The organism is Pseudomonas sp. TH49 (assembly GCF_016650625.1).
In the GTDB taxonomy this organism is placed as follows: domain Bacteria; phylum Pseudomonadota; class Gammaproteobacteria; order Pseudomonadales; family Pseudomonadaceae; genus Aquipseudomonas; species Aquipseudomonas fluorescens_H.
The window spans coordinates 2,433,474-2,453,604 of record NZ_JAEKFL010000001.1 but is presented as its reverse complement, the minus strand read 5'-3'; the positions used below and the strand labels follow the sequence as shown (position 1 = coordinate 2,453,604).

The 20,131-nt window shown below is 60.9% G+C and carries 20 protein-coding genes; 7 read left to right on the top strand and 13 right to left on the bottom strand.

The window, feature by feature from the left end; translation table 11 throughout:
• Positions 1–100: 100 nt before the first annotated feature.
• From JFU48_RS11175 to JFU48_RS11160, 4 genes are all read right to left on the bottom strand, one after another.
• Entirely contained in the window at positions 101–979 is an 879-nt protein-coding gene (locus JFU48_RS11175; protein ID WP_003228449.1) for a DMT family transporter, read from the bottom strand.
• Positions 980–1,095: 116 nt separating this feature from the next.
• The gene (locus tag JFU48_RS11170; protein WP_201136519.1) at positions 1,096–1,911 is read right to left on the bottom strand and encodes a sugar phosphate isomerase/epimerase family protein; all 816 of its coding nucleotides are present in this window, start codon (positions 1,909–1,911) and stop codon (positions 1,096–1,098) included.
• 2 nt (positions 1,912–1,913) lie between these two features.
• On the bottom strand, positions 1,914–2,975 hold the full coding sequence (locus JFU48_RS11165; RefSeq protein ID WP_201136518.1) for a Gfo/Idh/MocA family protein: 1,062 nt from the start codon (positions 2,973–2,975) through the stop codon (positions 1,914–1,916).
• Positions 2,976–3,198: 223 nt separating this feature from the next.
• Positions 3,199–3,975 carry an IclR family transcriptional regulator gene (locus tag JFU48_RS11160; protein WP_103484811.1) on the bottom strand — a complete coding sequence of 259 codons (777 nt, stop codon included), beginning with the start codon at positions 3,973–3,975 and terminating at the stop codon, positions 3,199–3,201.
• A gap of 175 nt (positions 3,976–4,150) precedes the next feature.
• On the opposite strand from JFU48_RS11160, the gene JFU48_RS11155 reads away from it, so the two are divergent.
• Together JFU48_RS11155 and JFU48_RS11150 are read left to right on the top strand one after the other, a co-directional pair.
• Positions 4,151–5,890, top strand: a complete 1,740-nt coding sequence (locus JFU48_RS11155; protein WP_201136517.1) for an FAD-dependent oxidoreductase — start codon at positions 4,151–4,153, stop codon at positions 5,888–5,890.
• Positions 5,874–6,707, top strand: a complete 834-nt coding sequence (locus tag JFU48_RS11150; RefSeq protein ID WP_201136516.1) for an aldo/keto reductase — start codon at positions 5,874–5,876, stop codon at positions 6,705–6,707. Before JFU48_RS11155 ends, JFU48_RS11150 begins: the two co-directional genes overlap by 17 nt.
• Before the next feature lie 18 nt (positions 6,708–6,725).
• On the opposite strand, the gene JFU48_RS11145 is transcribed toward JFU48_RS11150, so the two are convergent.
• Together JFU48_RS11145 and JFU48_RS11140 are read right to left on the bottom strand one after the other, a co-directional pair.
• The gene (locus JFU48_RS11145; RefSeq protein WP_201136515.1) at positions 6,726–8,126 is read right to left on the bottom strand and encodes a hypothetical protein; all 1,401 of its coding nucleotides are present in this window, start codon (positions 8,124–8,126) and stop codon (positions 6,726–6,728) included.
• Between the two features lie 19 nt (positions 8,127–8,145).
• Positions 8,146–8,937: a hypothetical protein gene (locus JFU48_RS11140; RefSeq protein WP_201136514.1), complete on the bottom strand. Its 792-nt coding sequence runs from the start codon at positions 8,935–8,937 to the stop codon at positions 8,146–8,148.
• 148 nt (positions 8,938–9,085) lie between these two features.
• On the opposite strand from JFU48_RS11140, the gene ypfJ reads away from it, so the two are divergent.
• Positions 9,086–9,976 carry a KPN_02809 family neutral zinc metallopeptidase gene (gene ypfJ, locus JFU48_RS11135; protein WP_003228458.1) on the top strand — a complete coding sequence of 297 codons (891 nt, stop codon included), beginning with the start codon at positions 9,086–9,088 and terminating at the stop codon, positions 9,974–9,976.
• The gene (locus JFU48_RS11130; protein ID WP_201136513.1) at positions 9,977–10,930 is read left to right on the top strand and encodes an alpha/beta fold hydrolase; all 954 of its coding nucleotides are present in this window, start codon (positions 9,977–9,979) and stop codon (positions 10,928–10,930) included. It abuts the gene before it with no gap.
• A gap of 115 nt (positions 10,931–11,045) precedes the next feature.
• Here the strand turns inward: JFU48_RS11130 and JFU48_RS11125 are convergent, their stop codons facing one another.
• The 3 genes from JFU48_RS11125 to JFU48_RS11115 all read right to left on the bottom strand — a co-directional run bounded on the left by JFU48_RS11125 (position 11,046) and on the right by JFU48_RS11115 (position 13,180).
• On the bottom strand, positions 11,046–11,639 hold the full coding sequence (locus JFU48_RS11125) for an HAD family hydrolase (protein ID WP_201136512.1): 594 nt from the start codon (positions 11,637–11,639) through the stop codon (positions 11,046–11,048).
• Entirely contained in the window at positions 11,636–12,505 is an 870-nt protein-coding gene (gene tesB, locus JFU48_RS11120) for an acyl-CoA thioesterase II (protein ID WP_003228466.1), read from the bottom strand. The genes JFU48_RS11125 and tesB overlap by 4 nt, the downstream gene beginning before the upstream one ends.
• A 105-nt stretch (positions 12,506–12,610) precedes the next feature.
• Positions 12,611–13,180, bottom strand: coding sequence for a GNAT family N-acetyltransferase (locus JFU48_RS11115; protein ID WP_201137070.1), 570 nt, complete (start codon positions 13,178–13,180; stop codon positions 12,611–12,613).
• A 96-nt stretch (positions 13,181–13,276) separates the two neighbouring features.
• Here JFU48_RS11115 and JFU48_RS11110 point away from each other — a divergent pair, with 96 nt between their 5' ends.
• Together JFU48_RS11110 and JFU48_RS11105 are read left to right on the top strand one after the other, a co-directional pair.
• Positions 13,277–14,197: a histone deacetylase family protein gene (locus JFU48_RS11110; protein WP_201136511.1), complete on the top strand. Its 921-nt coding sequence runs from the start codon at positions 13,277–13,279 to the stop codon at positions 14,195–14,197.
• Between the two features lie 292 nt (positions 14,198–14,489).
• Positions 14,490–15,731, top strand: coding sequence for a TIGR03862 family flavoprotein (locus JFU48_RS11105; protein WP_201136510.1), 1,242 nt, complete (start codon positions 14,490–14,492; stop codon positions 15,729–15,731).
• A 117-nt stretch (positions 15,732–15,848) separates the two neighbouring features.
• On the opposite strand, the gene JFU48_RS11100 is transcribed toward JFU48_RS11105, so the two are convergent.
• Positions 15,849–17,189 carry a DEAD/DEAH box helicase gene (locus JFU48_RS11100; protein WP_201136509.1) on the bottom strand — a complete coding sequence of 447 codons (1,341 nt, stop codon included), beginning with the start codon at positions 17,187–17,189 and terminating at the stop codon, positions 15,849–15,851.
• 65 nt (positions 17,190–17,254) lie between these two features.
• Positions 17,255–18,196 carry a drug/metabolite exporter YedA gene (yedA, locus tag JFU48_RS11095; protein WP_201136508.1) on the bottom strand — a complete coding sequence of 314 codons (942 nt, stop codon included), beginning with the start codon at positions 18,194–18,196 and terminating at the stop codon, positions 17,255–17,257.
• Between the two features lie 163 nt (positions 18,197–18,359).
• Here yedA and JFU48_RS11090 point away from each other — a divergent pair, with 163 nt between their 5' ends.
• Positions 18,360–18,812 carry an Lrp/AsnC family transcriptional regulator gene (locus JFU48_RS11090; protein WP_103520998.1) on the top strand — a complete coding sequence of 151 codons (453 nt, stop codon included), beginning with the start codon at positions 18,360–18,362 and terminating at the stop codon, positions 18,810–18,812.
• Between the two features lie 135 nt (positions 18,813–18,947).
• Here JFU48_RS11090 and JFU48_RS11085 read toward each other — a convergent pair whose 3' ends face one another.
• Together JFU48_RS11085 and JFU48_RS11080 are read right to left on the bottom strand one after the other, a co-directional pair.
• On the bottom strand, positions 18,948–19,553 hold the full coding sequence (locus JFU48_RS11085) for a 3'-5' exonuclease (protein WP_098965754.1): 606 nt from the start codon (positions 19,551–19,553) through the stop codon (positions 18,948–18,950).
• Between the two features lie 24 nt (positions 19,554–19,577).
• Positions 19,578–20,057, bottom strand: a complete 480-nt coding sequence (locus tag JFU48_RS11080; protein WP_003228475.1) for a LabA-like NYN domain-containing protein — start codon at positions 20,055–20,057, stop codon at positions 19,578–19,580.
• Positions 20,058–20,131 lie beyond the last annotated feature (74 nt).

Genomic DNA, 20,131 nt, shown 5'->3' with positions numbered 1-20,131 from the left:
AGCGGGCTTGCTCGCGAAAGCGGACTGACACTCAACATTGATGTCGACTGATCCACCGCCTTCGCGAGCAAGCCCGCTCCTACAGGGTTGTGTCTTTATCTCACTTACGGCTCTGCTGCCACGCCGCCGCCAGGCCGCTGCAGCAGATCACCGCAATGCCGATCACCGTCAACAGACTCGGCGTGTGATTGAACACCACCCACCCCAACAACCCGGCAAACACGATCTGGCAATAACCGAACGGCGCCAGCAATGCCGGCGCGGCATGGCGGAACGCCTGGGTCAGAAACAGGTGCGCGGTCATCCCGCAACTGCCCAGCGCCAGCATCAGCACGGCGTGAGACAACGTTGGCACTTGCCAGAAGAACGGCACCAGCGCACTCATCACCAAGGTGTTGCACAACCCGGCGAAGAAGTTGCTGGTGGTCGGGCTGTCGACTTCTGCGAGCTTGCGCGTCAGCAGTTGATAGAAGCAGAAAAACAACGCCGAGCAGAATGGCAGCAGCACCGCCGGAGTGAACAGCTCACCTCCCGGATGGACGATGATCAGCACCCCGATAAACCCGCAGATCACCGCGATCCACTGTCCGCGCGTCACCCGTTCCTTGAGCAGCGGCACCGACAGGGCCGTCACCAGCACCGGCGCAAGAAAGTTGACCGCCGTGGCCTCGGCCAGCGGGATGTACAGCAGCGCAGTGGTGAAAAACAGACTGGTGCCGAGCAGGCACAGCGCCCGCGCCAACTGCCACAACGGCCGTTTGGTGCGCAGCACGCGCAACCCCGACTGCGGCAGGAAAATCCCCGCCATCAGCAAGGTGTGCACCAGATACCGCGCCCACACCACCATGATGATCGGGTAAAAGCCCGAAAGGTATTTCGACAGGGCGTCGTGGCTGGAGAACAGGAAGGTCGCCACGACAATCAGCAAGATCCCCTTGAAGGGTTGGTTGACACCAGAGAGCGGGGTGCTGACGGTCATTGGATTTCCTTGTGTTGCAAAAAAGATCAAAAATCTTCGCAGGCAAGTCTCGTCGCCACTGGAACAACACTGTCCCTGTGGCAACGGGTTTGCCCGCGACAGGTGCGCAGCAGCGCTTAAAGCCGCGCCAACAACGCTCGGGTGCTATCCATCGCCATCTGCGCCCGCTGCAATCCACTCACGCCCTGCTCGAGCAATTTCACTGCAGGAATTTCCAGGCTCAATGCAAGATTAGTCGGCAGCGCTTTCAGCAACCCGAGCAAGTCACAATCGCCCTCGCCGGGAAACCGCCGTTCATTGCGCGCCTGACGCAAGATCTCGGCCATGTCCGCCGGTCTCGGGCCCGCCACATCACACAATTGCGCATAACGCAGGCGCGCAGGTGCGACGCGGGCCAGATCCTCCAGCCGTGAGCCGGAGCGATCGAAATGAAAGGCATCGACCAGCACCGCGGCGTTTTCCCGGTCGGCGTTGGCAACAATGCGCAACGCCTGCTCGAGGTTGCGCGCATCGGTCCAGGGCATGAACTCCAGATGCGGATGCAAGCCGTAAGGCGCCGCCAGATCACACAGCGCGGCAAAATTGTCGGTGAGCCGTTGCTCGTCAGGATCGTTGCCGGCGACCAGTAACTCACTGGCGCCGAACTCCGCGCCGACGGCCAGCAATTGCTCAAAATCGGCGACCACGGTTTGCGGTTTCAAGCGCAGGATTTCCACATCGAGCACAGCGATGCCAGTGTCGCGCAAACGCGCCAGCGTCTGACGCCGCAAATCAGCATCGGCCACCAACGGAAAGTGATATTCCTCGGGCGTCGCCGGCTCGAGACGCAGGCCGACATGGCTGTAACCGGCACGCGCCGCCACCTCGACCATTTGCGGTGGCGACAATTCGAGTACGGTGAGACTGGCCAGGGACAGGATTCGTTCGTTCATGTTCAAGCCTCGACCACTGCAGGGGAACAGGCACGACCGCTGGCCGCCGCCTCGCGAATCGCCTCGACCAGCGCCAATGTTCGTGCGGCATCGGCGGCACTGACCAGCGGTTCGACTTCACGCCGCGCGACCTGCACAAAATGCTGCAGCTGCAAACGCAAGGCGTCACCGGCCGCGCAATGTTCCTGCACCGCGAGCAAAGGCTCGTGCCAACCGGCATCGACTTGATCGGCAGCGTAATGCCAGCGCTTGAGTTGCGGAATGCTCAGCGCCCCGGCGGTACCCGCCAGCAGGTAACACGGCTGGTCGACCTGACGCGGGTAGACCGGGTTTTCCCCGGAATTCAGCTCCCAGCTCCAAGGCGCGGCGACGGCATCAGAACCGCTCAGCGTACCGAGTGCACCGTCGGCAAATTGCAGCAACAGCGCCACACTGTCTTCGTTGGCAAAACCACGCACCGCGTTGTCGGTGACGGCCTGCACCGATTGCACTTCACCGCACAGATGACGCAGCAGATCGAGGTCGTGAATCAGATTGGTCAGCAACAGGCCCGCCCCCGGTTCACGGCGCCACGGGATCTCGAAATAAGCGTCGGGTTTGCGTAACTGGAACAGTGCGGTAACCGTGGTCAGCCGCCCGAGCGCGCCGCTGCGCAACAACTCATGGGCGCGCACGATCAGCGGATTGTGCCGCCGATGATGGCCGACCAGCACCGGCACGCCACAGCGTTTGACCGCCGCCACCAGTTCACGCACCTCATCCAGGTGCACGCCGACCGGTTTCTCGAGCAGCACCGGAACCCCGGCGGCGAGGCAATCCAGGGCGGTGCTGACGTGCTGATTATTCGGATTGGCCACGATCACCGCGTCTGGCCGCGCCTGCTCCAGCATCTGCCGATGATCGGCGAAATACGCCACGCCCCACTGCCCCGCCAGCGCGACAGCCTGCGGGCCGGGATCGGCCACTGCGCATAAACGGGCTTCGTTGAGGGTTTGCAGGTGCTGGTAATGCTGCTGGCCCATGTTGCCAGCGCCGATCAGGGCGATACGAAGGGGCGGAGTCAAGACGCGATCCTCTTGTGATTGTTGTTGGAAAAGTCACTCCAGCAACAATTTAGAACCACGTTCCACAATCAAACACCCAGTGATGGGAAAACCGTGCGAACACCGCACAACTTCATACCAACGCCTGACCTGTAGGAGCTGCCGCAGGCTGCGATCTTTTGACTTTGTTTTTAAGGTCAAGATCAACAGATCGCAGCCTTCGGCAGCTCCTACAGGGGATCGGTCAGATGAATAACTCAGACGCCAGGCTCGCCGCCGACAATTCCTCGGTGAACTTCACCAGCAACGGCGCCAATTCGTGCAGTCGCGCGCCAGGCATCCGTGCGCTTGGCCCGGCAATGCTCAGTACGCCGATCACTCGCCCGTCCACCGGATGCTTGACCACCGCGGCAATCGCCGAGGTGCCCACCGCCGAACTTTCCTCGACACAGGCATAACCCTGTTCCCGCGCCAGGCGCAGGCGCTCCAGCAGTTCGATATTGGAGCGCGGCGCATTTGGCCCGACGCCCACCGGTACTTCCGCGCCCTGGCGCTCGACCAGCGACAACGCCTCGGCATCGCTCATGCACGCCAGCCACGCATGCCCGGAGGCGGTGTAGAACAGCGGCGCATCGCGGCCCATGTCCGGGTCATAACGCAAGCCCGTGCGTGCGCCCTGGGCCTTGGCGATCCAGGTCTGGCGCTCGCCATCGATCACCCCCAGACGCACCAGTTCACCGGTTTCCTGAGCCAGTCGATCCAGCACCGGTTGCACGATGTCGGCACCGCTGCTCGACAGATACTGAAACCCCATCGCCACCAGTTTGGTCGACAAGTGATAGCGCAAAGTGTCGGCATTCTGCCGCACGTAACCCAGGCGAATCAGCTCGGCGAGCATGCGGTGAGTGGCACTTTTCGGGATGTCCAGTTGTTCGGCGAGGGTCTGCATCGGCAGCCCGCGCGGCTCACTGGTGAGGCTTTCCAGCACGCTGAAAACCCGTTCGATCTGACTGCCGGCCATGGGGAAATCCAAGTGAAATTTTGCCGATTCTAGAAGACATCTCACACAAAGCGAAATCCGGAACTGGCCGGGCGATAAACGCCCACTTTACTGAAACAAGCCTTGTTGCAGTCGCGCTTCATTGGTTAATTTCCGGAATCCAATTCCAATAAAACCCACTGCGGAGCTTTGCCTGATGCCTGCCGAACTTCCCGAAATCGACTGCGACGTTCTGGTCGTCGGCTCCGGTGCCGCCGGTTTATCCACAGCGGTCACTGCGGCGTGGCATGGTCTGAAAGTCATCGTGGTTGAAAAAGAGCCGGTGTTCGGCGGTGCCACTGCGTGGTCCGGCGGCTGGGCGTGGGTGCCGTGCAATCCGCTGGCTCGACGCGCAGGCATCGTCGAGGACGTTGAGCAACCGCGCACTTACCTGCGCCACGAACTCGGCGAGCATTACGACCCGGCAATGGTCGATGCCTTCCTCACCGCCGGGCCGCGCATGGTGGCGTTTTTTGAACAGCACACCGCTCTGCAATTTGCCGACGGCAACGCCATCGCCGACATTCATGGCGATACACCCGGCGCGGGCACGGGCGGTCGCTCAGTCATCGCGGCGCCTTACGACGGGCGAAAGGTCGGACGCCTGCTCAAGCGTTTGCGCACAACCATGCGCGAAACGTCCTTCATGGGCATGCCAATCATGGCCGGCGCCGACCTTGCGGCGTTCCTCAATCTCAGCCGATCACTGAAAGCCACGTGGCACGTAACCCGACGTTTTACCCGGCACTTGCTTGACCTCGCGGTACACGGTCGGGCGATGCAACTGGTCAACGGTGTGGCGTTGGTCGCACGACTGGCGAAGTCCGCCGAGGACCTTGGCGTCCTGCTCTGGGCGTCGGCGCCAGTGACCGAACTGCTGCGCGATGAAACAGGGGTTTGCGGCGCGCTGGTCAGCAGCGCCAAAGGTTCGATCCGCATTCATGCACGCAACGCCGTGGTGCTGGCCGCCGGTGGATTTGCCAACGACATCGAGCGACGCAAGGCCTTGTTTCCGCGCACGCCCTCGGGTCATGAACACTGGGCACTGCCGCCGCTGGCGGTGAATGGCGACGGCCTGCGCCTGGGCGAAAGTGTCGGCGCCACGGTCAACACCGACGTGGCTTCGCCCGTGGCCTGGGCGCCGGTCTCGCGAGTGCCCCATGCCGACGGCAGCGTCGGCCATTTCCCGCACATCATCGAGCGCGGCAAACCAGGAATTATTGGCGTACTGCGCAACGGCCAACGCTTCGTCAACGAAGCCAACGGTTACTACGACTACGTCAGCGCCATGGTTGCCGCCACGCCCGAGGGCGAAGAAGTCGCCTCGTGGCTGATCTGCACCCGCGCCTTTCAACGGCGTTATGGCTTGGGCATGTCGCGGCCATTTCCCGTTCCGGTGTCAGGATTTATCCGCAGCGGCTATCTGAAAACCGGCAACACTCTTGAAGAATTGGCCAGCGCCTGCGGCATCGACCCCAGCGGGTTGCGCCACACGGTGGAGGACTACAACCGCCATGCACGCCACGGCGAGGACCCGTCGTTCGGTCGCGGCGCAACGCCCTATAACCGCAAACAGGGCGATCCGGCGAACCTTCCCAACCCTTGCGTAGCTCCAATAGAGACAGGCCCCTTCTATGCCGTGAAAGTGCAACCGGGCTGCTTCGGCACCTTTGCCGGGCTCAAGGTCAACCCGCATGCGCAAGTGCTCGATGCCCATGCCCGGCCCATCGCCGGGCTCTACGCCGCCGGTGGCGACATGGCCAGCATCATGGGCGGGCACTATCCGGCGGGCGGGATCAACCTCGGCCCGGCGCTGACTTTCGGCTACATCGCCGCCCGGCATATCGCCGGCATCACTGCTTTCGAACAGGAGATCGACCATGCAGCACATTGTTAACGCCCAGGGTTTGAACATGCCGAAACTCGGCCTCGGCACCTGGCCGATGCTCGGCGACGAATGCACCCGTGCCGTCGAGCAAGCGCTGGAACTCGGCTACCGGCACATCGACACGGCAGCGGCCTACAACAACGAAGACGCCGTCGGACAAGCATTGGCGAACACACCGACACCCCGCGAGCAGATTCATGTCACCACCAAGGTCTGGTGGGATCAGTTACAACCTGATGCGATGCGCCACTCGATACAGCGCAGCCTCAAGGCCTTGCGCAGCGAGTACGTCGACCTGTTCATGATCCACTGGCCGAGCACTGACTGGGACTTGCCGCGCACGCTTGAAACCCTCGCATCCTTCAAGGAGCAAGGTCTGGCTCGCAACATCGGCGTGGCGAATTTTCCTCTGCCGCTGCTGCGCACAGTCGTCGAGGAATACGGTATTCCCCTCTCGGCGATTCAGGTCGAGTACCACGTCCTGCTCGGCCAGAACGCCCTGCTCGACTACGCCCGCCAACACGATCTGGCACTGACGGCCTACACGCCATTGGCGCGTAACAAGGTCTCGGACATTGCGCAGATTCAGCAGGTCGCGAAAAAACACGGCGTGCTGCCGACTCAGGTCGCATTGAAATGGCTGCTGGATCAGCCCGACGTCGCAGCGATTCCCAAGGCCAGCAGCCGCGCCAATCAACTGGCGAACCTGGCCTCGCTGCAGGTTGAACTAGATGACGACGACCGGGCGTTGATCGCCGCGTTGTCCAAGCGCGAGCGTCAGGTCAGCCCGGACTTCGCGCCAGTTTGGGACTCGTTTGATCGCTAACCGTCAATGCAAGGCGCGTCATCGCCACCAGTAAAGGGATGAAATGGCAAACGCGTATATGGCTGCGCCCGATGCAATGCCGTTCAATGTCAGCGTCACATTTGCGAGATATTCATCGTAAAGGGGTTCCATATCGAGTCGATAGTCGGTTCGAGCCTGATGGGTCCACCCTCTGGCCACGTAGGTGGCCAGTGCCATTTTCCTGGGATGTCGATATCCGTTCTTGTAACCCACAGATACAGCAACTCGCGCAAAATTCGAAAAAGTCGACGGGCACCCTTGATATGTGAATGCTGCACCGTGATGAGTGGCTACAAGGCCATTGAACTTATAAGGCACCCTGCTTCCGCGCAGGATCGGGATATTGATAAAGTCAGCGTCTCCTGGCAACAAGATGCCTTTCAATCGCGCAGAATCAGAAGGTCGCCTCTCATGCACCACCATGGCCAGTCCATTTTGATTCGGATCATTGGCGCGACGTCCTCTGCTGATCTCGCGAGTCCGATAAATCGACACGTAGTCAAACTCCATTTCGGAATGGGATGCGGGCCACAAATACAACTGTCCACGTCGATGGAGCTCTCGGACAAATCGCCAATGCAACGGTCTGAGCTTGACCCCACCCCAATCTGACCCGATACCCGGCACAATCCACGGCCGATCCAGCGCCGGAATGTGCCAGGTAATGGTCGAACCTCCACCACGATGGAAAATCACAGTGTCTATTGCCATGCCCCAGTGATCCCAATCCCAGTGAGAAAGCACCACAGGTGCTGTGCTCTCACTACCGCTGGATAAATCCGGCTTGAACCGAGGCAAGCCAGCTCGATCTTGAAACGTCGTTGGCCACCCCAAATCAAAAAATAGGTGGGTGTCAGACCCACTCTGAATCGCGTTCAAGTTTCCTTGCCCGACATCGACGACATTGACCCGGATGGATTGGCTACCGGCATTGCGAAAGGCTTTATCGATGTTTACTCCCTCGAACAGTGGCGCAGTCGGAAGTTGCGTCAACGCATCAAGCGATTCATTCACTGGAGGGTCAGCTGGGGTAATGCTGATCACTCGATAAACATTTTTCAGCTGCACATTGTCGTCAGACAAAAGAAATCGAACGGCCACCCCATCGTTGGTTGATGCCCGTAGGATGATTTTCCACCAGGACTGAGAGTTGAACTGCTGGACGGTCACCTGCAAGGTTCGCCAAGCCTCGACTCGGTTTATCGCAAACAACGCGACCGGGTAACGTATGTCATCGCTCAGGCTATCTTGCCCAAGCGCACCCGCCTCTGCTTTTCGTTCGAACGATTCGTGAAAGGCATCAAAAACAATTTCACCGCCCTCGAAATTGCCCAAGGGGTCGATGGTGGACAGGTTCATCAGGCCATAAAAAACCAGTGTTTCTTCAACCGCATCCATTCGTGTCATACCCTTTCGATCATCCCTGTTTAATGGCATCGGACGTAATACCCTCGATTAGAAGCCGCTTGACCAGATCGGCGAATACCTGGTGGGGAGCTAAAGCAAATAACAGCATTTCGATTTTACAGTGTTGATCCCTTTCCAATTGGAGGTAGTCGCCGATCTGCGCCACCAACCGTACATACTCTCGATAGGCTGATCTCACCGGGATGTGAAACTGAGGTCGTATTTCCTTACCTACATGCGCGCTGAGCAAGATGCTCGAATCCAACGCCCCAGAGCGCAGGTTCGACAAGAGGAACAGGCTTTCCAGATTAATCAGTGACAAACGGGCTCCTCGACCGACGGGCATTGGAAAAAACGCCTCGGTATCACCGTTCATGTAATTGATTGCATTGATGGAGAATGCGACCCGGGAATCGTAGATCGGCGCCCAGTCATACAGACATGAGACAACCTTTGACCATGAGCTCACACCGGTCAGTGAGATGTCATCCATCTTCTCCGGCCCCTTATCAAGGCTACAGCGGGCTTTAATCACCCATTCAGACAGCTTTACGCTGGGGGTAATCCCGCCCCACTCACCCACCAGAAAACGTGCGGCATCCAATCCTTCTTTGCTCTTCGGATCTGCCAGCATTGGACGCAAACACGCCTTCATTTTCAGGGTCTGTTCATAGGCACTGCCGATCTCCGAAAAATCCTGTTGAGTAAGGTCGCTAATTTTTTGGCAATTGATCGGCCACTGATAATACTCATCCACATTACCGATGCTTGGGCTCAAGTAGTCACCCAACGTCTGCGCCATCTTTCTTATCGATGTTGCTTGCCCTTTTTTTATCGACATTCCTTGTATGCTCACTGTCTGAATTCAAAACCTTGCCGGACGATCGGACTGGCGCCAGCATCACACACCAGCAACACTCATCACCACGTACAGAAAGAGGATTTCCCACATGCTATGGAAAAAAGGCCGACGCAGTGACAACGTCGTCGATGCCCGTGGCGATGATACCGGCGGTGGCGGCGGCATGCGTTTCGGTGGCGGCAAGGGTCTGAGCCTGGGGGCGATTTTGCTGATCGTCGGCATCGGCTGGATCACCGGCCAGGATCCGTTGCAGATCCTCGGCCAGCTCACCGGGCAAATGACCGAGCAATCGGCACCGGCCTCGACGCAACCCCGTCAGGCGCCACCGGCCAACGACCAGCAGGCCGAATTCGTGCGGTCGATCCTTGGCGATACCGAAGACACCTGGGGCGCGATTTTCCAGCAGGCCGGCCGCCAATATAAGGACCCGACCCTGGTGCTGTTCAGCAACCGGGTGAATTCCGCCTGCGGTCTGGCGACTTCGGCGACCGGCCCGTTCTATTGCCCGGCGGATCAGAAGGTTTATCTGGACATGGCCTTCTTCCAGGAAATGGCCCAGCGCTTCAAGGCTGCCGGCGATTTCGCCCAGGCTTACGTGATCGCGCACGAAGTCGGCCACCATGTGCAGACGCTGCTCGGCGTCTCGGCGAAAATTCAGGCGGCCCGTCAGCAAGGCCGGCAGATGCAGGGCGACGGTGGTTTGCTGGTGCGCCAGGAACTGCAGGCCGACTGCCTCGCCGGCGTCTGGGCCTACCATGCGCAGAAGCGCCTGAACTGGCTGGAACCGGGTGACGTCGAAGAGGCCTTGAATGCGGCCAACGCCATCGGTGATGATCGCCTGCAACAACAGGGTCAGGGCCGTGTGGTGCCGGACTCGTTTACCCATGGCACGTCGGCGCAAAGGGTGCGCTGGTTCAAAACCGGTTTCGCCCAAGGCCAGGTCGGCCAGTGCGATACCTTCGCGGCGAAAAACCTGTAAATGCGCAAATGGCTTTTGGCTTTACTGATCATCGGCGGCAACGCCCACGCGGCGGGCGTCGATGCCATCAGCCCCGGACGCCTGCAATTCGAGGCCGGCGAAATGGCCGTCGGCATCAGCCCGGCACCGGAGAAAATCGAACGGGTGCTGATCGTCATTCACGGTCGTCTGCGCAATGCCGAGACCTATCGCAAGAGTGCCGAGCACGCCACCGAACTGGCCGGGCAAACGGCGCACACGCTGGTGATCGCGCCGCAGTTTCTCAACGAAAGCGACGTCGCGCTGTACTCCCTGCCCAACACATTGCTGCGCTGGAAAGGCAACGAGTGGATGGGCGGCGGTTTATCCACAGGGCCGAAGCCGCTGAGCTCCTACGCCGCACTCGACGCCATCGTCGCCCGGGTCAGTGATCGCAAACAGTTTCCGGATGTGCAGCAGATCGTGATTTTCGGCCATTCCGGTGGCGGACAAGTGGTGCAACGCTACGCCCTGCTGGCCAAGGATCAGCCGGCGCTGAAGGCCAACGGCATTCGCCTGCGGTATGTGGTGGCCAATCCGTCGTCGTACGCTTATTTCAACGAACAGCGGCCAGTGGCGTTCGATCACGCACAGTGCCCGGGCTTCAATCGCTGGAAGTACGGTCTGACCGACATGCCGGTGTACGCCGGTGGGCAAACGCCGATGCAGCTTGAAAGCAGTTACATCAAACGCGAGGTGATTTATCTGCTGGGGCAGCAGGACACCGACCCGCAACATCCGGCGCTGGACAAGAGTTGCGCCGCCGAGGCGCAGGGCGCGTATCGACTGGAGCGGGGCAAGGCATTTTTCAGTTACCTGCTGCGCCGCCATCCGGAAGGGGTGAATCAGCGGCTGGTGGAAGTGCCCGGTGTCGGGCATAACGGCGATGGGATGTTGACGTCGCCGGAGGGGCAGAAAGCGCTGTTTGATCAGTAATCCTTGCGGTGGCCGTTCTGGCCTCTTCGCGAGCAAGCCCGCTCCCACAGGGGAGCGCATTCCAATTGTAGGAGTGAGCCTGCTCGCGATGAGGCCAGATCAGACAATAAAGATCTCAGGCCAAAAGCATCCGCCGCAACTCGACACAATCCTGCGCATGCCAATCCGTCAGCTCCGGCCACGGGTTGTCCGGCAGATTCACCAGCACCGTCCGCGCCCCTGCCGCCCGCCCGCAATCGAGGTCGAAGCGGTAATCCCCGACCATCACCATCTCGTTGGCCGGAACGTTCCAGGCTTCGGCCAGTTTCAGCAATCCGCCGGGATGCGGCTTCGGTGGCGCTTCATCGCGGCCCAGCACATCTTCCACGGCGAAGCAGTCGGCCAGGCCGATGGCGTCGAGCGTCACATGCGCGAGTTCCCGCGCATTGCGGGTCAGAATGCCCAGGCGATAGCCACGCCCGTGCAGGTCGCGCACCAGCTCCACCGCACCGACAGCCGGTTTCGAACCCAGCGCCAGATCGCGCTCATGCTCCAGCAACCACGCGTGTTTCGCCGCGGCCTCCTCGGCCGGCAGCGAAGCGAGGTGGGTGAGAATGTCGTCCTCGGGCGGAATCGCCAGCGCCACGCGAATCGCCGCAAAGTCATGCACGGCGACGGTCAGGGTGCCGTCCATGTCGAACACCCAGTGCTTCACATCGCTCAGGCTCATGCCCAGTCCTTGCGGTGACGAATCAGGCCTTCCTGGGTCACCGACGCCACCAGTTGCCCGGCGCGGTTGTACACGCTGCCACGGGAGAAACCCCGGGAATTGCCGGCCCACGGACTGTCCATCGCATAGAGCAGCCAGTCATCGGCGCGCAGATCATTGTGGAACCACAGCGCGTGATCGAGGCTGGCGACCTGCATGTCTTTCTGCCAGACCGACTTGCCGTGCGGCAGCATCGACGTGGTCAGCAAACCGAAGTCCGAGGCATAGGCCAGCAGGTATTTGTGCAGCGCCGGAATATCCGCCAACGCGCCGTCGGCACGGAACCACACGTATTTCACCGGATCGGCCGGTTGTGGGTTGTACGGGTCTTTTTCAGTGACCGGGCGCACTTCGATCGGTTTCGGGCACAGCAGTTTTTCGCGCATGTGCTCGGGGATCAGGTGCGCACGTTGCTGGGTCAGTTCCAGCTCCGACGGCAGGTTTTCCGGGCCGACCACCACCGGCATCTGGCTCTGGTGCTCAAAGCCTGCCTCGTCGTACTGAAACGAAGCGCTGCAGGTGAAGATCGGGTGGCCCTTCTGGATGGCCGTGACCCGACGGGTGCTGAAGCTGCCGCCATCACGCACGCGATCCACCGAATACACCACCGGCAACTTGGCATCGCCCGGGCGCAGGAAATAGCCGTGCATCGAATGCACATGGCGCGCCTCTTCAACCGTCTGACTGGCCGCCGACAGCGACTGACCGAGCACCTGCCCGCCGAACAACTGACGGAAACCCAAGTCCTGGCTGCGGCCACGGAACAGGTTTTCCTCGATCGGTTCCAGGGTCAGCAGGTCGACCAGATCTTCCAACACTTGGCTCATTCAGACTCTCCTCACACAACGCTATGCCGCGCAGTCTTGGTTGCGGCGGCCCATTCAGGTTCTGGCGCGAGCCACTGTCGCGCCATTGTAAACGTCCGTGTCGGCTTAGCCATGCAGGGTTTGCAGCCATTGCTCCCTGGTGATTCGGTACAACAGATGCCGGCGCAACGGGTGATCGACGGCAACTTTGGGGTGATCGAAATCATCGGCCGGATCGTGCTGCATGCCAATCGCCTGCATGACTTTCTCCGACGGCAGATTGCTCTGCGCGGTGAAAGAAACGATCTCCTTCAGCCCCAGCCGATCAAAGCCTGCGCGCAATGCCGTCCACGCCGCCTCACTGGCATAGCCGAGGCCCCAATGTTCGCGGGCCAGACGCCAGCCGATTTCCACCGCCGGAGTGAACGGGGCATCGAAGCTGACCACACCCAGACCGGTAAAACCGATGAACTCACCGCTGTCCTTGCGCTCCAGCGCCCACAGACCGAAGCCGTGCTCGGCAAAATGCCCGCGCACCCGGCCGATCATCGACGCACTTTCCAGACGGCTGAGCGGTGCCGGAAAGTAGCGCATCACCTGCGGATCGGCGCACATCGCCGCAAATGCCGGCAAATCCTCGTCGCGCCACTGACGCATCAACAGGCGTGCGCTTTCGAGTTGCTGAATCGGCTCCATCATGCCCCTCCATTTCCATGCCGCAAGTCTACATCGCTGGTAGGATCGTTCACTCTTTCCTGCGTTCCCAATCTTCAAAAGCCATACGAAATCACCATGCCACTGCCGCTGATCTACCACGAAGACTACAGCCCCGAGTTTCCGGCGGATCACCGCTTTCCCATGGACAAGTTCCGCTTGCTGCGCGATCACCTGGTCGACAGCGGCCTGACCCGCGACGCCGACCTGCTGCGTCCCGAGATCTGTCCCAACGACATCCTCGCCCTGGCCCATGACCGTCACTATATCGAACGTTACATGAGCGGCGAGTTGTCCCGTGAAGACCAGCGGCGCCTTGGTCTGCCGTGGAACGAAGCGCTGGCGCGGCGTACGGTGCGCGCGGTCGGTGGCTCGATTCTGGCGGCGGAAAAAGCCCTGGAGCATGGTCTGGCCTGTCACCTGGCAGGTGGCACCCATCACGCTCACTACGACTACCCGGCCGGGTTCTGCATCTTCAACGACCTGGCGATCATCAGCCATTACCTGCTGCAAAGCGGTCGGGTGAACCGAGTGCTGATCTTCGATTGCGACGTGCATCAGGGCGACGGCACTGCGCGGATTCTGCAGGACACGCCGGAGGCGATCACCGTTTCCCTGCACTGCGAAAAGAACTTTCCGGCACGCAAGGCTGAAAGCGACTGGGACATTCCGCTGCCCAAAGGTATGGGCGATGCCGACTATCTGCAGGTGGTGGATGACACGCTTAACTACCTGCTGCCGCTGTATCAACCGGACCTGGTGCTGTACGACGCCGGCGTCGATGTGCACAAGGACGACGCCCTCGGTTATCTGCAGCTGACAGACGAAGGCGTCGCCGCCCGCGATGAAAGCGTAATGCGTCACTGCCTGGGCCGCGACATCCCGGTGGTCGGCGTGATCGGCGGCGGCTACAGCAAGGATCGCCACGCCCTCGCCCGCCGCCACGGCATCCTCCATCACAGTGCGCAACGGGTCTGGACGTCACACGGTTGTCACTAAGCTGTGCTGCGTTACCCACAATGGCTGTGGAACGGCCTGTGGATAACCTGAGCGAAAGGGACTACAGGCCATATCGCTCATGGCCTGCAGCACACTGACTAATTTTTAACCAGGTATCGAATCCACTAAATACCCCTGTGGGAGCGAGCTTGCTCGCGAAGGCGGTGTGTCAGTCAACTGGATGTTGAATCTACCGACGTCTTCGCGAGCAAGCTCGCTCCCACAGGGATCTCCCGCATTGCTCTGCGCTGTTAGAATGCGCGCCTTATCCCGCCATACCGCAGCGCACGCCATGACCCAGACTTCCGCCCCCCTCCCCGCTCACGTCGCCATCATCGGCGGTGGCCCCGCCGGCCTGATGGCCGCCGAAGTGCTGAGCCAGGCCGGCGTGCGCGTCGATCTGTATGACGGCATGCCCTCGGTCGGTCGCAAGTTCCTGCTGGCCGGGGTCGGCGGCATGAACATCACCCACTCCGAGCCTTACCCGGCGTTCCTCGCGCGCTACGCCGAACGCGCGCCGCAGATCGCGCCGTTACTGCGCGGTTTCGACGCCGACGCGTTGTGCCGCTGGATTCATGAATTGGGCATCGAAACCTTTATCGGCAGCTCCGGCCGGGTATTCCCCACCGACATGAAAGCCGCGCCGCTGCTGCGCGCCTGGCTCAAGCGCCTGCGCGACAGCGGCGTGGTTATCCACACCCGCCATCGCTGGCTCGGCTGGGATGCACACGATGCGCTGCGCATCGCCAGCCCCGACGGCGAAATCACCGTCAAACCCGACGCCACCCTGCTCGCCCTCGGCGGCGGCAGTTGGTCGCGGCTGGGTTCGGATGGTGCGTGGATGCTGCCCCTTGAGCAAAAAGGCGTAGGACTGGCGCCGTTACAACCGAGCAATTGCGGCTTCGAAGTGCAGGCCTGGAGCGAGTTCCTTGTCAGTAAATTCGCCGGCGCACCGCTGAAAAATGTCGCCATCGGTTTGAACGACGATATCCCGCGCCTGGGCGAATGCGTGATTACCGCAACCGGGGTCGAAGGCAGCCTGATCTATGCGCTGTCGGCACCGATTCGCGAAGCGATCAACGCGCATGGCTCAGCCACGGTGCACATCGATCTGCTGCCCGGCCGCCCTGTGGATAAATTACAGGCCGCGTTGAGCAAACCACGCGGCTCGCGTTCGATGGCCAAGCATCTGCACAGTCAGGTCGGGGTTGATGGGGTGAAAGCGGCGTTGTTGCGAGAGCTGAGCGATGCAGCAACGTTTGCTGATCCGGCGTTGTTGGCGCGGGCGATCAAGGCGTTACCGCTGACTTTGGTAAAAACGCGGCCGCTGGATGAAGCGATCAGCAGTGCCGGTGGCGTGACGTTCGAAGCGCTGGATCAGCGTTTGATGCTCAAGGCGTTGCCGGGGGTGTTCTGTGCGGGCGAGATGCTGGATTGGGAAGCGCCGACGGGCGGCTATCTGCTGACTGGGTGTTTTGCCAGCGGGCGGGCGGCGGGACTGGGGATGTTGGAGTGGTTGCAGCGCCAGCGCTGAAGACCGCGGCGCGCCCTTCGCGAGCAAGCCCGCTCCCACAGGAGTTCTCCATTTCAATGAAGACCCATGTGGGAGCGGGCTTGCTCGCGAAGGCGTCCTTACAGACGCCCCATCAGATCAAGGCTTGCGCTTACGCGGCCCGGTATTGAACACCGGCACTTTACGTACAGGCTTGATCGACGGCTCCGGCGCCTGGGTGTCGCCACTGTCGACCCACTTGCCAAGATTGCGCTTGCCGCCACCGCCGCCGGATGCTTTCGGCTTTTTCGGTTTCTTCGGCTTCTTGATCACCTGACCGCTGGCGTCGGTATCCGGCACGCGGTGCTCGGGCTCGAAGTCCGGCTCGTTCTGGCGCTTCAAGGTCTGACGCGTGAGCATCTCGATTGCCGAAAGCATGTTCACTTCATCCGCGCACACCAGCGAGATCGCCTCGCCCGTCGCACCGGCACGGCCAGTACGACCGATGCGGTGAATGTAATCCTCGGCCACAATCGGCAGGTCGAAGTTGACCACCAGCGGCAGGTCTTCGATGTCCAGACCACGAGCAGCCACGTCGGTCGCCACCAGAATCTGCACTTCGCTGAGCTTGAAACGATCCAGCGCACGCTGACGGGTCGCCTGCGGTTTGTCGCCATGGATGCCGTCAGCGTTGATGCCCAGGCCCTGGAGTTTTTCCACCAGCGCATCCACACCGTTACGGGTCTTGGCGAACACCAGCACCTGCTTCCACTTATTCTTGCGCATCAGGTGCACGAACAGTTCCGGCTTGCGCTTCTTGTCCACCGTCACCACCCACTGCTTGACGGTGTTGGCCGCGACGTTGCGCGGGCTGACTTCGATGCTCAGCGGATCGTTGAGCATCTGCCCGGCGAGCAGGCGGATGTCATCGGAGAAGGTCGCAGAGAACAGCAGCGTCTGGCGCTTCTTCGGCAGCATGCGGTAAATGTTCGCCAGTTCTTCGGAGAAGCCCAGGTCGAGCATGCGGTCGGCTTCATCCAGCACCAGGGTTTGCAACTGATCGAGTTTCAACGCGTTCTGGCGGAACAGGTCGATCAGGCGACCCGGTGTGGCGACCAGCACATCAACGCCGCCGCGCAGCTTCATCATCTGCGGGTTGATGCTGACGCCGCCGTACACCGCATACGTGCGCAATGGCAGGTTTTCAGCGTATTGGCGCACCGACTCATGAACCTGCTCGGCCAGCTCGCGGGTCGGCACCAGAATCAGCGCACGCGCCGAATTGGCGGCCACTTTCGGCCCTTCCATGGCCAGCAACTGCAACAGCGGCAAGGCGAAACCGGCGGTCTTGCCGGTGCCGGTCTGGGCCGCAGCCATCAGGTCGCGACCGGCCAGAACGGCCGGAATGGCTTGCGCCTGGACCGGCGTTGGAGTCTGGTAGCCGAGCTTCTCGAGGGAGCGCAGCAAGGGTTCGATCAGGCCAAGGGTGGCGAAAGTCATGGGAGTACCGTAGGAAAAATCAGCGCGGTTGCGCAAAACAAGGATGCAATGGCGCGCAGTTTACCCTAATTCACACGTTGCTCTGCTGGAATGGCGGTCTTCGGCGTCTCCACGACGAGCGGCTGCGCCGGGCGCCGCCACTGCGGCAGACCGATCAACACCACCGCGCTGATGATCACCAGCATCGCCAGCGCCTCTTCCATGCCAATGCTCTCGCCGACAAACACGATCCCCAGCAACACCGCCACCGCCGGGTTGACGTAGGCATAACTGGTGGCCGCTGCCGGACGCACGTGCTTGAGCAGGTACATGTAGGAATTGAAGGCGATGATCGAGCCGAAGAAAATCAGATAACCCAGGGCCAGCCAGCCTTCCACCGGCGGCAAGGCTTGCAGGTGTTCGCCGCTGACGGCGCTGCCGATCAGCAGCACCACGCCACCCACCAGCATCTCCACCGCGCTGGCCATCGCCCCTTGCGGCAACGGCAGGTGTTTGCTCCACACCGAGCCGAACGCCCAGGTTGCCGCCGCAAAAATCAGCAGCGCCGCGCCCATCGGGCTCGATTGCAGGTTGGAACCCATGTTGAGCATGGCGATGCCGATAATCCCCAACGCCACCCCGGCCCACTCCAGCCGAGTATTGCGCGCGCCCCAGAAATAGCCGCAGAGCAAGGTGAACAACGGCACCGTCGCCACCGCCAACGCTGCCACGCCGGACGCCACGCCGGTGTGCTCCGCGACACTGACCGCGCCGTTGCCGAAACTGAGCAGCAAAATCCCGATGATCCCCGCCGCTTTCCACTGCGCCCAGGTCGGCGCCGGCGCCCCGCGCCAGCGCAGGAACGCATACATCAGGCTGCCGGCAATCACGAAGCGCACGCCGCCGAGCATCAGTGGCGGCCAGTATTCGACGCCGATACGGATCACCAGATAGGTCGATCCCCAAATCACGTACAGCGCGAAAAACGCGGCGATCAGCGGCAGAGAAAAACGGCGCAAGGCAGGCATGGGCAGCTCGACAGTCAGAGGCAGGGTGTGAATTATTCTAGAAAGGCCGGCGCGCAAAAATAAGCTACAAAACCTGTTTATCGCGCCGGTACACTTTTGAAACAACGGAGATCGACGGGATAAACCACGATTTCGAAAGTCTGGCAATTTCAGGAGTCCGGCCTTGGACAAATACGACCGCATGCTGCTCAGCGCCCTGTTGGAGAACGGTCGCGCGTCCTACGCCGATCTGGCGCGCAAGGTGAACCTTTCTGCCCCGGCGGTGGCCGAACGCGTCGCCAAGCTTGAGGCGTCCGGGGTGATCACCGGGTATCAGGCAAACATCGACCTGTCGAAAATCGGCTTGCCGATCCAGTGCATGATCGAATTGCGCCTGCACCAGAATGGCAGCCAGAAGGTGTATGACGAACTGGTGAAAATCCCGCAACTGACCGAATGCTTCCGAGTGACCGGCGATCCATGCGTGATGATGAAGGGCGCGGTGGGCTCGATGCCGGAACTGGAAGAGTTGATCAATCGGGTGGCGAAGTTCGGCTTCAGCAAGACCTCGATTGTGTTGTCGAGCGCAATAGAGAAGCGCGTGCCGTTGAGCCATATCGAAGGCACCGGCAAGTAATCAGCAACTCAGAGGATCCAAATGTGGGAGCGGGCTTGCTCGCGAATGCGGTGTGTCAGACAACATTTTTGTCGAATGACACACCGCTTTCGCGAGCAAGCCCGCTCCCACAGGGGATTTGTAGCGTTCTTGGGATCAGCGGTAGCGCTGCAGATGCTCGCTGACTTTGGCGGCGGGGACTTTCTGCAGTTTGCACAGCAGGTCGTGGTTCAGCTCACGCACCCCATGCTTGTGCCGCAGTTCTTCCGCCAGATGCGCCATCAGGTTGGCCGCCATCTCGGCATCCGCCATCGCCCTGTGCGCCTGGCCGGTGTGCGGCAGGCGGGCGAAGGTGGTGAGGGTGCCGAGCTTGTGATTCGGTGCCGCCGGCATCAGGCGTCGGGCCAGCAGCAGTGAGCAGGCGAAGTTCTGCAGGCGAGTGCGTTTGATCCGCCCCAGTTCGAAGTCCCAGAACTTCTGGTCGAATGACGCGTTGTGCGCGACCAGTGGGGTGCAGCCGACGAATTCGTTGACCTCTTCCATCACCCGCTCTGCCGGCGGCGCACTGCGCAGCATGGCGTTGCTGATGCCGGTCAGTTGTTCGATGAACGCGGGGACGCGCACGCCAGCGTTCATCAGGCTCTGGTAACGCTCGACGATGCGCCCGTTCTCCAGCATGACCACGGCGATTTCCGTGGCGCGACAGCTGCTGTTCGGCGACAGGCCGGTGGTTTCAAAGTCGATGACTGCAATGCGTTCCAAACCGGGTTCAACTCCGTACAAAAATCAATTTTTGAGCAACAACGCGCCTTCGATCGGCACATAACGGCTGGCGGCGCGGATCAGCGAGTTGGCGGTCAGGCCCGGCACACCGTAGGCCACTGCCTGCACGCCGTGTTTGTTGATGATGCGTTCGAGCAGCATGTCGAAATCGCCGTCACCGGAGGCCAGGACGATTTCGTCGACATGGTCGGCGGCGTCCATGATGTCGAGGGTGATGCCCACGTCCCAGTCGCCCTTGGCCGAGCCATCACTGCGCTGGATGTAGGGTTTGAGCTTCACGGTGAAACCGAGGTTGCGCAGGATCTGCTGGAACTGCTGCTGTTTGCTGTCGCCACGGTCGATCGCGTAAGCGTAGGCCTCGACGATCTGCCCGTCCTTGCTGATGTCAGCCCACAATGCGGCGTAGTTGAAATGGCAACCATAGGCCTGACGCACGGTGTAGTAGAGGTTCTGCACATCGGCGAACACTGCGATTTTTTTCACCGGAATTCCTGTGAGCGCGCGAGCGCACGAAGCGGAATCAGGCACCAGGCCCGAAAAAGGCGCTCAGTATGCCA